The 13992-nt window shown below is 66.4% G+C and carries 1 protein-coding gene; it reads left to right on the forward strand.

Features of this window, described 5'->3' with window-relative positions; genetic code table 11:
- Positions 1 to 22 precede the first annotated feature (22 nt).
- Positions 23 to 13969, forward strand: a complete 13947-nt coding sequence (locus AC09SL_RS07670; RefSeq protein ID WP_064106805.1) for a non-ribosomal peptide synthetase — start codon at positions 23 to 25, stop codon at positions 13967 to 13969.
- Positions 13970 to 13992 lie beyond the last annotated feature (23 nt).

A 13992-nucleotide genomic window follows, 5' to 3' on the forward strand; every position in this document is an offset into this window, starting at 1 on the left:
CTTTTTACGCAGGACGCTTTCAATGACCACCGAAAAAACCACCGGCAACCCGATCGAAGACATTTACCCGCTGTCGCCGCTGCAACAAGGGATGCTGTTCCACTCCCTGCTGCACGAAGACTCCGGTGTGTACCTGATGCAGGATCGCTACCGCATCGGCGGGGCCATCGATGAAGGGGCGTTCCTCGAATCGTGGCGCCAGGTGGTGGCGCTGCACCCTTCCCTGCGCGCCAGCTTCCAGTGGAAAAGCCAGAAGCAACCGGTGCAGGTGATCCATCGCCAGGTCAAGGTACCGCTGGACACCCTCGACCTGCGCGGGCTCGCCCCCCATGAGCAGGAAGCGCGGATCCGTACGCTGCTGGAAGAGGAGCAGAAAGTCGGCTTCAACCTGTCCAAGCCACCGCTGATTCGCTTCCGGTTGGTGCGCCTGGCCGACGAATCCTACGAGTTCATTCGCAGCTTCCACCACATCCTGATGGACGCCTGGTGCATTTCCCTGGTGACCGTGGACTTCCTCAAAGTCTACGAAGCACTGTGCAACGACCGCACGCCGGAGTTGAAAAGCCCGCGGCCGTTTCGCGATTACATCCAGTGGCTGCAACGCCAGGACGCGAGCAAGGCCGAGCAGTTCTGGCGCGGCCAGTTGCAAGGTCTCAATGCCCCCACGCCGCTGACCGTGGACAACGGCGTGACCCGCGACCGCTACACCGATGCGGTGCTGGTGGACGACCAACTGATTCACCTGGACGAACAGGAAACCCAGGCACTGGCGGCGTTCTGCCGCAGTCGCCGGATCACCCCGAACACGTTCTTCCAGGGCGTCTGGTCGCTGCTGCTGTCACGTTACAGCGGGCAACAGGACGTGGTCTTCGGCGTCACCGTGGCCGGGCGTCCGGCCGACCTGACTGGCGTCGCGGAAATGATCGGCCTGTTCATCAACACCTTGCCGCTGCGGGTTTCGGTGGACCCGAACGCCTCGCTCGGCAGTTGGCTGGGCGACTTGCAAAAGCTCAACGTCGACATGCGCGACTTCGAGCACACGCCCTTGACCGACATCCAGGGCTGGAGCGATTTCCCCCGGGGCGAGACCCTGTTCGACAGCATCCTGGTCTTCGAAAACGCGCCCATCGACGAACAGATTCTCGAAGGCGGCTTCCAGTTCAGCCTCGAAGGCATGGACCACAGCGTGCACACCCACTACGGTTTGACCGTGGTGATCCTACCGGGCGAACAGCTGGGCATCCGCGTTTCCTATGACCGCGAACGTTTCGAAGCCGCCACCGTGCAACGCCTGCTGGGTCACATCGCCAGCCTGGTGCGCAGCATGCTCGCCGCCCCCGAGGCGCCGTTGGCCAGCTTCGAGCTGCTGGCCGCCGACGAACGTCAACAGTTGCTGGGCGAATGGGCACTCAACCCCCACGATTTCCCGCTGGAGCAAAGCTACGCCGAGCTGTTTGCCGCCCAGGTCGCCCAACGCGGTGATCAGGTCGTCGCGATCTGCGACGGGGAGTCGCTGACTTACGCCGAGCTGGACCTGCGCTCCACGCGCCTGGCCCACGCCCTGCGCGAGGCCGGCGCCGCTGAAGACCAACTGGTCGCGCTGGTGGCCCCCCGTGGCCTGGCGCTGTTGACCATGATGCTGGCCGTGTTCAAGGCCGGCGCGGCGATGCTGCCCCTTGAAGTCAATCACCCGCCCGAGCGCCTGCGGGAAATCCTCGGGCTGTCCCGCGCCCCGCTCCTGGTCGCCAGCGAAGCCTGCAGCGGCTTGCTCGATCAACTGCTCAGCGGCCTCGACCCGGCACCCGAGGCGCTGTTCGCCGAAGCCTGCTGGACGTGCGGCAACGACGCGCCTCTGCCGGTGCTCGCAACCCCAGACAGCCTGGCCTACGTGCTGTTCACCTCGGGGTCGACCGGCACGCCGAAGGGCGTGATGATCGAACAGCGCGGCATGCTCAACAACATCTTCGGCAAAGTACCGGCCCTGGGGCTCAGCGCCGCCGACCGGATTCCCCAGACCGCTTCGGTGGCGTTCGACATTTCGGTGTGGCAGTTCCTCGCCGCGCCAGTGCTCGGCGCCACCGTGCACATCCTTGCGGATGAAGTCGCCCACGACCCGCAACGCCTGTTGCAAGTGCTCGCCAGCGAGCGCCTGAACGTGCTGGAAATCGTCCCGAGCCTGATGCGCACCTTGCTCGCGTTGTGCCCGTGCGACTTGCAACTGCCGGACCTGCGCTGGCTGTTGCCTACCGGTGAAGCCCTGCCGCCGACCGTGGCCCGCGACTGGTTCGCACGGTTCCCCGACATCGCCCTGATGAACGCCTACGGGCCGGCCGAATGCGCCGACGACGTGGCCTTCCAGCCGATCTTCGCAGCACCGGGGGCTGAGGTCAGTCACATGCCCATCGGCCAACCGACCGCCAACAACCGCCTGTATGTGCTGGACGAAGCCCTGCGCCCGGTGCCGGTGGGCGTGGCCGGGGAAATCTGTGTGGGCGGTGTCGGCGTTGGCCGCGGCTACCTGCACGACCCGCAGCGCACCGCTGAGGCGTTTATCGACCACCCTCAATTTGAAGGGCGCCTGTACCGCACCGGTGACCTGGGACGCTGGCGTGCAGACGGGGTGATTGAATACCTCGGCCGCCGCGACCAGCAGGTCAAACTGCGCGGGCACCGGATCGAACTGACGGAAATCGAACACCGTCTCGCCCAGCACCCGAACGTCCGCGAAGCTGCCGTCCTGCTGCGGGAAAACACCGTCGGCGAAGCCTGGCTGGTGGCGTACTGGTCGGCCCATGACGAAAGCGCGGGCAGTGACGGCCTGAGCGAACACCTGCGCACGCAACTGCCGCCGTACATGGTGCCGACGGCCTTCGTCTGCCTGGACAAACTGCCCCTGAACAACAATGGCAAGGTCGATCGCAAGACCCTGGCCACCCGGGAATTGGACTGGCAGGCCGACACCCAGCAAAGCATCGTCCCGCGCAACGCGCTGGAAACCAGCGTGGCGTCGATCTGGGCCGAAGTCCTGGGACGCGACACGGTGGGCGTGGAGGACAACTTTTTCACCCTCGGCGGACACTCGCTGCTGGCGACCCAGATCGTTGCCCGCTTGCGCACCCAGTTCAAGCTCGACCTGCCGTTGCGGGTGCTGTTCGAACAGCCGACCGTGGCCCTGCTGGCCGTGACCATCGCTGCCCGCCAGGCCCAGGCCGCGGCACCGCAAACCAGCGCGATCAGCGTGCCCAAGGCCCAGCCACGCCCGGCGCTGCTGCCGCTGTCGTTTTCGCAACAGCGCCTGTGGTTCATCGAGCAACTGACGCCGGGCACCACCCTGTTCAACATCCCGTTCGCCCTGCACCTCAAGGGTGAACTCAACGTCGAGGCGCTGCACGCCAGCCTGAACGACCTGCTGGTACGCCACGAAATCCTGCGCACCGGCATCCACAGCACCGACGGCGTACCGTGCCAGCGCATCAGCCCAGCGCTGGCCATCGCGCTGCCCTTCGAAGACTTGTCGGGGCTGACCGCCACCGCCCGCGCCGGCGCGCAGTTCAACGCCCTGCAAGACACCTTCGAGCAACCCTTCGACCTGACCTGCCCACCGCTGCTGCGTGCGCGCTTGCTGCGCCTGGCGCCGGGTGAACATGTGCTCGGCATCGCCCTGCATCACCTGGTCTCGGACGCCTGGTCGGCCACCATCGCCCTGCGCGAGCTGGCCCTGGGTTATGAAGCCCGTTGCAACGGCGCCCCCGCCGAACTGCCGGCCCTGGCGCTGCAATACGCCGACTTCGCCCTGTGGCAGCGCGAACACCTGCAAGGCGCCGAACTCAAGCGCCAACTCGACTACTGGACCACCACCCTCGACCGGCGCGACAGCGACGCCAGCCCGTTGCTGGCCTTGCCCACCGATCATCCACGGCCGTCGGTGCAAAGCTACCGCGCCGGCATCGTGCAGCGTGAACTCAGCGCCGACCTCAGCGCCCGGGTGCAAGCCTTTGCCAGTCGCCTCGGCACCACGCCGTTCACCGTCCTGTTCGCCGGTTTCGCCGTGTTGATGCACCGTTTGAGCGGCGATGCCACGGTGCTGCTCGGCACGCCGGTCACCCACCGTGAACAGCCGGGCACCGAAGGCCTGCTAGGCATTCTGTTGAACAACCTGGCGATCCGCGCGGACTTCGAGCCGCAAGCCGGCTTCACCGACCTGGTCAAACAAGTGGCCGAGCGTCTGCGCAGTGGGCTGCTGCATCAGGACCTGCCCTTCGAGCAACTGGTGGACAGCCTGCAACTGCCACGCAGCCTCAGCCATGCGCCGCTGTACCAGGTGATGGTCGCCCAGCAACTGGCCATGGAGTCGCGGTTGCGCTTCCCCGGGTTGGAGTTCGAAGCGCTCGATACGCCGCTGCGACATTCCGAATGCGACCTGGACCTGCACGTGCTGTGCCCGGCCAACGCGCCGATCCAGCTGGAGCTGATGTTCGCCCTCGACCTGTTCGTCGCCGACAACGCCCGCCAGACCCTGGCGCGCCTGGAACATCTGCTCGAACACATGCTCGCCGAGCCACAGCGCCCGGTCGCCACCTTGCCGCTGCTGATGGACGCGGAATGGCAACGCACCGTGGTCGAATGGAACCGCACCGAGATGCCGGTGCCGACGCACCTGACCTTCGCCCAGTTGTTCGAACAACAAGCCGAACGCACCCCGGAGCGTGATGCCCTGTGCTTCGAAGGCCGCAGCCTGAGCTACGGCGAACTCAACCGTCGCGCCAACCAGGTCGCGCATTACCTGCGCAGCCGGGGCGTCGGCGCCAACAACCCGGTGGCGCTGTGTGTCGAGCGTTCGCTGGAACTGCTGGTCGGCCTGCTGGGCATTCTCAAGTCCGGTGGCGCCTATGTGCCGCTGGACCCCACCTACCCGGTGGATCGCCTGGCGTACATGCTCGAAGACGCGCAACCGGCACTGTTGCTTGGCCAGCAAGGCCTGTTGGAACAGTTGGGCGCCGAACTGCCGCGATTGCGCCTGGACAGCGACGCGGCCCTGTTCGTCAACCAGCCGGACAGCAACCCTGCCCCGCTCGCCGGGCCGCAAGACCTGGCCTACATCATGTACACCTCCGGTTCGACCGGTAAGCCCAAGGGCACCCTGGTGACCAATGGTTCGGTGGTCAACCTGGCCTGGGCGCGTATCCATGGCTTGTATCGCCGCTACACCGACCAGCCGATGCGCACCAGCTTCAATTACTCGTTCGCCTTCGACAGTTCGGTGGCCGAGCTGATCCTGTTGCTCGACGGCCACAGCCTGTACCTGACCCCGGAAGACGTGCGCTACGACCCCGAGGCCCTGGCTGGATTCTTCCGCGACACCCGCCTGGACACCTTCGAATGCACCCCGGCACAGCTCAAGGCGCTGCTGGAAAGCGACGGCGTTCGCCGTGGCGAGGTGTACCTGCCGCGCTTCGTGCTGTTCGGTGGCGATGCGGTGGACGCGCAACTGTGGCAACGCCTGCCGTCGATTGCCGGCAGCCGCTTCTTTAACACCTACGGCCCGACCGAATGCACGGTGGATGCCACCGGTTGCGCGGTGGATGACTTCCCGCTGCGGCCGATCATCGGCCGGCCCATCGCCAACGTGCGCACCTACGTGCTCGATGCCTTCCTCAACCCGATGCCGGTGGGCGTCCCGGGGGAACTGCACATCGGCGGTGCCGGCGTGACCCTGGGCTACCTCAACCGCGCCGAGCAGACCGCGAAGGTGTTCATCGAAGACCCGTTCTCCCCCGTGGCCGGGGCGCGGATGTACAAATCCGGCGACCTGGTGCGCTGGTTGCCCGACGGCCAGCTCGAATACCTGGGGCGCATGGATCACCAAGTGAAGATCCGCGGCTTCCGCGTCGAACTGGGGGAAATCGAAACCCTGATCGGCACTCAACCGGGCGTGCGCCAGGCCGTGGTGCTGGCCCGTGAAGACGTGCCCGGCGACAAGCGCCTGGTCGCCTACGTGACGTGCGACCAGCAGGCCGACATCCACGCCTGGCGCAAAGCCATTGGCGCCGCCCTGCCCGATTACATGGTGCCCTCGGCATTCGTGCTGCTCGATGAGCTGCCGCTGACCGACAACGGCAAACTCAACCGCAAGGCCTTGCCGGCCCCGGACATCCAAGCCGCGCCAGACGCCCTCGACCCGCCCCGCAGCGCCGCCGAACAGCAACTGGCCACCCTGTGGGCCGAGTTGCTGAACGTGCCGTCGTCGCAGATCGGCCGCGACAGCCATTTCTTCTACCTCGGCGGCCACTCGCTGCTGGCGGCGGCGTTGTTTGCCCGCCTGCGCCAACAGTTCGCCAGCGTACCGCCGTTGCGGGCGGTGTTCGAACACCCGACCCTCGACGCCTTGGCCGCGCTGCTGGGTGATCCCCTGCAAGCCCCGGCGGCGACCTTTGTCCCGGCAGCGCGTCCGGCGCGCCTGCCGCTGTCGTTCGAACAGCAACGCTTGTGGTTCCTTGAACAACTGAGCACCGGCGGTGGCGAGTACAACGTGGTCAGCGCCGTGCAACTGGACGGCGAACTCAATGCCCAGGCCCTGCACACGGCCCTGAACAGCGTGGTCCAACGCCACGAGATCCTGCGCAGCCGCATCGTGCGCGATAGCGACGGCGAGTTGGCGCTGGTGATCGAACCCCAGGTCGATATCAGCCTGCAAGTGACGGCACTGCAAGCGACCAGCGACGCGCAATGGCAGCAACTGACCGATACGGCGATCCACGTAGAAACCGGCCGCCGGTTCGACCTCGCCGCCGAAGTGCCGGTCCGTGCCACGCTGCTGCAACGCAGCGGCGCCGCCCAATCACTGCTGTTGCTCAGCGTGCACCACTGCGCCACCGATGACGCCTCCAGCCAGAACCTGCTGGATGAACTGCGACAGTTCTATACCGCCCAGTGCCAGGGCACCCCGGCGGCACTGCCGGCGCTGGCGCTGCAATACCCCGATTACGCCCTCTGGCAGCGCGAACCCGCTCAACAGACCGCGTTCAGCAGCCAACTGGAATACTGGCGCAACCAACTGGAGGACGGCGACTACCTGCTGGACCTGCCAACCGAACAGGGCCGGCCAACCCAGCTCGCCCCGGCGGCCGGCGCGGTCCAGCTGCAATTGCCGCCCGCCCTGGTGGAACGCCTGCGGCAGTTCGCCCAACAACGCGGCGCCACCCTGTACATGCTCATGCTCGGCGCCGCGCAATTGCTCTTGGGCCGCTACGCCAACCAGCGCGACGTACGGGTCGGTAGCCCGGTGGCCCAGCGTCCATTCGCCGAGCTGCAGCCGCTGATCGGCTGCTTCGTCAACACCGTGGTCATGCGTGCCGACCTCGATCCGGCGCTGGATTTCGAAGGTTTGCTGGGCCAGGTGCGCAACCGTGTGCTGGATGCCCAACAGCATCAGGACGTGCCCTTCGACCAAGTCGTCGAGCATTTGAAACCTTCGCGCAGCCTCGGTCAGACGCCGCTGTTCCAAGTGCTGTTCGCCATGCAGAACGCCGACTCGTCGAGCCAACCATGGCCGCAGTTGCAGGTCAGCGAACGCGCCGTGACCGCCCAGGCCACCAAGTACGACCTGAACTGGGAAGTGCATGACGGCGAGGTGCTGTCGGTGTTGCTGGAATACCGCGCCGCGCTGTTCAGCGAAAGCACTGCCCGGCGCTGGCTGGAACAATGGCAACAACTGCTGGAAGCGATGCTCGAAGCGCCACGGACCCGCCTCGGCGATTGGACACCGCTGCCGGCGGCAGAGCGTCGTCGCCAGTTGATCGAGTGGAACGCCACCGACCGCCACTACAGCGGCCCGACCAACCTGCACACGGCCTTGAGCCAACAAGCGGCCCTGAGCCCCAACGCCCCGGCATTGGTGTTCGAAAGCCAGCGCCTGAGCTATGCCGAGCTGGACCAGCGCGCACAAGCCGTCGCCCGGGCCCTACGCGCAGTTGGCGTGGGCAGCGACAGCATCGTGCCGCTGTGCATGGAGCGTTCGGTGGAGATGGTCGTGGCCTTGCTCGGCATCGTCCATGCCGGCGCCGCGTGGCTGCCGCTGGATCCGGAGTTGCCTGCCGCGCGCCTGGCGTTCCTGATCGAAGACGCCGATGCCAAGGTCACCTTGACCCAAGCGCAATGGCTGTCGCGCCTGCCCGCCGGGCATGACGCCTGGACGCTGGATGCGTTGCCAAATGCTGAAGCTGGAGAGCCCATCAGCGTCGAGGCCAACGACCTGGCCTACGTGCTCTACACCTCCGGTTCCACCGGCCAGCCCAAAGGCGTGATGAACGAACACGGCGCCTTGATGAACCGCCTGCACTGGATGCAGGACGCCTTCCCGATTGGCCCGAACGACCGTGTGCTGCAAAAGACCCCGTACAGCTTCGACGTGTCGGTGTGGGAGTTCTGCTGGCCGCTGATCACCGGCGCGACCCTGGTGGTGGCCCGGCCGGACGGGCATCGCGACCCGGCCTACCTCAGCCAGTTGATCCAGCAGGAACAGGTCACGACGTTGCACTTCGTACCGTCGATGCTGCGTGCCTTTGTCGAAGAACCGAGCCTGGTCAACTGCCACAGCCTGCGCCAGGTGTTCGCCAGTGGCGAAGCCCTGCCGGTGGACCTGGTCCGGCGGTTCATGGGTCTACACCCGGCGGCGCTGGTCAACCTGTATGGCCCGACCGAAGCAGCCATCGACGTCTCGGTCTGGCGTTGCTCGGCGGACGATGCAATCGTGCCGATCGGCAAACCCATCGCCAACCTGCGCTTGTATATCCTCGATGAGGCCCTGCAACCGCTGCCGATTGGCAGCATCGGCGAGCTGTACATCGGCGGCGTCGGCGTGGCCCGGGGTTATCTGAAACGCCCGGACCTGACTGAGGAACGCTTCCTCGCCAACCCGTTCGTGGCCGGTGATCGCCTGTACCGCACCGGCGACCGTTGCCGTTTCCTGGCCGATGGCAACATCGAGTACCTGGGGCGTCTCGACCACCAGGTGAAACTGCGCGGCCAGCGCATCGAACTGGGAGAAATCGACGCTGCGCTGCAGGCCCAGGCCGGTGTTCGCGACGCCGCCACCTTGTTGCTCGACCAGCGCCTGGTAAGTTTCTGGTGCGGTGACGCCGATGAGGCGACGCTGCGTGCCGACTTGAGCGACAGCCTGCCCGCGCACATGCAGCCAAGTCTGTTCGTGCAGCTCGATAACCTGCCGCTCAACAGCAACGGCAAACTTGACCGCAAGGCATTGGCCGCGACGCCGCTGCCACAGAGCCAAAGCGACCGGCCGCGCACCGCGCCGCGCAATGCCACTGAAAGCGTGCTCTGCGAACTGTTCAGCGAGGTGTTGGGCGGTTCGGAAGTCGGCATCGAGGACAACTTTTTCCAACTCGGCGGCCATTCCTTGCTGGCCACCCGCCTGGTCAGCCGGGTGCGTGAGCGCCTCGGGGTTTCCCTGCCCCTACCGCTGGTGTTCGCCCAACCGACCGTCGCGGCCCTGGCCGAGCATCTGCGCGCGGCCATGCCCGGTGAATCGATCAGCGCACAACCGCGCCCGGCGCAATTGCCCCTGGGCCTGGCCCAACGCCGGTTCTGGATGCTCAGCCGCCTGGTGCCGGAGTCCCGCGAGTACCACATGCCGTTCGCCCTGACCTTGCGCGGCGAGTTGCGGGTCGAGGTCTTGCGCGAGGCCTTTGCGCAGGTCAGCCAGCGCCACTTGGTGCTGCGCAGCCGTATCGTCGAAATCGACGGCGAGCCGCAATTGCTGATCGACGACCACGGCCCGGCGCTCGCGGTCACTTGTGTTGCGACCCAGGACTGGGCAGCGGCCTGCGCCAACGCCCAGGACGCACTAATGACGCCGTTCGACCTGGCCGCCGCGGCGCCGTGGCGTGCGCACCTGTTGCAACGCCAGGGCAGTGACGAAAACCTGTTGCTGGTGTGCCTGCACCACAGCGCCACCGACGGCTGGGCCATGCAGTTGCTCATCGACGAACTGACCCAGGCCTACACAGCCGGCCTGAACGGGCAGTCGCCCGCCTGGGCACCGCTGGAAATCGATTACGTCGATTTCGCCCTGTGGCAACAGCGCCCGGACACTCAGGCTCGGCGCAGTGACAGCCTGGAGTACTGGAAAAACCACCTGGGCCAGGACGACTACCAACTCGACCTGCCCATCGACCATCCGCGTGGCGCCGAAGCAGATCGTCGCGCCCGGCAACTGACCGTCCGCCTTGGCACCCAGCGCGCTGAAGCCATCCGCCAGTTCGCCCGGCAGCGCGGCACCACCACCTACGTGGTGCTCGCCACGGCCCTGAGCGCGCTGCTGGCCCGCTACAGCGGTCAGCGGGAGATTCGTCTCGGCACCCCGGCGGACCAGCGTGACCATGGGCAAACCCAGACGTTGCTGGCCTGCCTGGTCAACACCTTGGTGATCCGCAGCGATGTCGACCAACGGGCCCCGGCCGAGCAACTGCTGGCCAACCTCGAGGCCGACCTGCGTGCCGCCCAGGCCCATGCTGACCTGCCCTTCGCCACCCTGGTCGGCGCAGTCGCGCAGAACCGCGACTTGAACCGTACGCCTTTGTTCCAGGTGCTGTTCTCCCTCAACTATGGCCGGGTGGACAGCAGCCAATGGCCGGGGTTGAACGTCGAAGAACAGATGCTGCCGGTGATCGACGCCAAGTTTGAACAGAGCTGGGAAGTCCAGGACGACGGCAACGACATGACGCTGGCGCTGGAATACCAAGCGGCCTTGTACGACGAAACGACGATGCAACGCTGGAGCGCGCAGTGGTGCGCGCTGCTCGACGCCCTGGTGGCAAGCCCTGAACGCACCCTGGTGGAACTGTTCCCGCAACAACAGGACCAGCAGCAACTGGACCGCTGGAACGCCACCGACCGCCACTACAGCGGCCCGACCAACCTGCACACGGCCTTGAGCCAACAAGCGGCCCTGAGCCCCAACGCCCCGGCGCTGGTATTCGAAGGCCAGCGCCTGAGCTATGCCGAGCTGGACCAGCGTGCACAAGCCGTCGCCCGCGCCCTGCGCGCAGTTGGCGTGGGCAGCGACAGCATCGTGCCGCTGTGCATGGAGCGTTCGGTGGAGATGGTCGTGGCCTTGCTCGGCATCGTCCATGCCGGCGCCGCGTGGCTGCCGCTGGACCCGGAGTTGCCTGCCGCGCGCCTGGCGTTCCTGATCGAAGACGCCGATGCCAAGGTCACCTTGACCCAAGCGCAATGGCTGTCGCGCCTGCCAGTCGGGCATCAAGCCTGGACCCTCGACACGTTGCCCCAAGCCTCTGCATTCGAGCCAATCAGCGTCGAGGCCAACGACCTGGCCTACGTGCTCTACACCTCCGGTTCCACCGGCCAACCCAAGGGCGTGATGAACGAACACGGCGCCTTGATGAACCGCCTGCACTGGATGCAGGACGCCTTCCCGATTGGCCCGAACGACCGCGTCTTGCAGAAAACCCCGTACAGCTTCGACGTATCGGTGTGGGAGTTCTTCTGGCCGCTGATCACTGGCGCGACCCTGGTGGTGACCCGGCCGGACGGGCATCGCGACCCGGCCTACCTCGGCCAGTTGATCCAGCAGGAGCAGGTCACGACGTTGCACTTCGTACCGTCGATGCTGCGTGCCTTTGTCGAGGAACCGAGCCTGGTCAATTGCCACAGCCTGCGCCAGGTGTTCGCCAGCGGCGAAGCCCTGCCGGTGGACCTGGTCCGGCGGTTCATGGGTCTACACCCGGCGGCGCTGGTCAACCTGTACGGCCCGACCGAAGCGGCCATCGACGTCTCGGTCTGGCGTTGCTCGGCAGACGATGTGATCGTGCCAATCGGCAAGCCCATCGCCAACCTGCGCTTGTACATCCTCGACGAGGCCATGCAGCCGTTGCCGATTGGCAGCATCGGCGAGCTGTACATCGGTGGCGTCGGCGTGGCCCGGGGTTATTTGAAGCGCCCGGACCTGACCGAGGAACGCTTCCTCGCCAGCCCGTTCGTGGCCGGTGATCGCCTGTACCGCACCGGCGACCGCTGCCGGTTCCTGGCCGATGGCAACATCGAATACCTGGGCCGTCTCGACCATCAGGTGAAACTGCGTGGACAGCGCATCGAGCTGGGGGAAATCGACTCAGCGCTGCTGAACCTGCCAGCCATCACCGGCGCCTGCACGCTGGTCATCGACAACCGCCTGGTGGCGTTCTACAGCAGCAGCACCGCACAGTCGGACCTCGACACCCAGCTCGCGGCCGAGCTGCCGGCGTACATGGTGCCGGCGGTGTGGGTGCAAATCCCGGCCCTGCCCCTGAGCACCAACGGCAAGATCGACCGCAAGGCCCTCGCTGCCCTGCCCTTGCCGAATACCCAGAAGGACTACGCGGCACCGCGCACCGACCTGGAACGCCTGCTCTGCCAGTTGTTCGGCGAGCTGCTCGGCGACACCTTGACCGGTGGCCGTGAAGTCGGCACCTCGGACAGTTTCTTCGCCCTGGGCGGTGACTCGATCCTTGGCCTGAAACTGATCTCGCGCTTGCGTGAACAGGGCTATTCGCTCACGCCACGGGACCTGTTCCGTTCGCCGACTCCGGCGGCCCTGGCCCACGTGACCACGGCGCTGCTGGCCCAGGCCGAACAAGGTGACGTGACCGGGCCGATGCCGCTGATGCCCTTGCACCAGTGGTTCTTCGACCAGCAGCAACCGCAGGCCGCGCACTGGAACCAATCGGTGCTGGCCGACAGCGACCGTCGCCTGGAACCGGCCATCGTCCAAGCCACGCTGGATCGGTTGGTGGCCCACCACGACGCCCTGCGCTTGCGTTTCACCGACGTCGACGGCCAATGGCAGGCACACATCGCGCCGGTGGCCCCGGCCCAACTGACCTGCTGCGAGCACCCGGAACAATTGCTGCAAGTCGCGCAAAGCCTGGACCTGCAACACGGCCCATTGTTTGCCGCGGCCCTGCTGGAAGGCACCCCGCAGCGCCTGTACCTGGTGGCTCATCACCTGGTGGTCGATGCAGTGTCCTGGACGCCGCTGCTGGAAGATTTCCAACAGCTGTACCCGGCACTGGAGCGGGGCGAAAGTCCGACGTTGCCGGCGAAAACCACCTCCTATCGTCAATGGAGCGAGCACCTGCAGGCCCATGCCGCCAAGGTCGCTGCCGAGCATCGCTACTGGCGTGCCCAGATCGGCGCAAACCCGCCGCCCATGGCCACGGTCGCCGAGCGCCAGACCCTGTCGGCCCGCTGGGACGCCAGCCGTACGCAGCAATGGCTGACCGAATCCCATGGGGCTTACCGCACGCAACCGGAAGAACTGCTGATCGCCGCCCTCGCCGCGACCCTGGCCGAGGTCGAACAGCGCAGCGACATCGTCGTGGACCTGGAGCGCCACGGGCGTGACGCACCGTTTGCCGGGCTGGACGTCGGCCGCACCGTCGGCTGGTTCACCACCCTCTACCCACTGCGGGTGAACGCCAGCGGCGCCGCGGGCGAGCAGGTGCGCAACGCCAAGCAAGCCTTGCGTGACGTACCCGGCCAGGGCCTGGGCTACGGCTTGCTGCGCCAGCGCGGCGAGTTGCCGGCCAGCCACGGTGATGTGCTGTTCAACTACCTGGGGCATGAGCAAACGCCAGCGGGCTGGTTGCGCGCCAGCAGCCTGACCCCGCCGCCGGACGTGGCCCCGGTGAACCGAGTGACCCACGCCCGTGAAGTGGTGGCCTGGCTGGAGGACGGCGTGTTGCGTGTCGAATGGCACAGCGTCACGCCGAACGCCGACAGCCGTTTGCCCGCTCGCCTGCTGGAACGTTTGCAGGCACTGGTCGAACACTGCCTCGACCCGCAGGCCGGTTCGCTGATGCCCGCGGACTTCCCGCTGGCCAAGGCGCTGAACCAGAAATCCCTGGACAAGCTGCTGGGCAAGCTCAAGACCAAACCCAATTCCCAAAGCTAGCGAGCGACGCGGCGCGTGCGCAG

It is taken from the genome of Pseudomonas sp. PF05 (genome assembly GCF_056521845.1).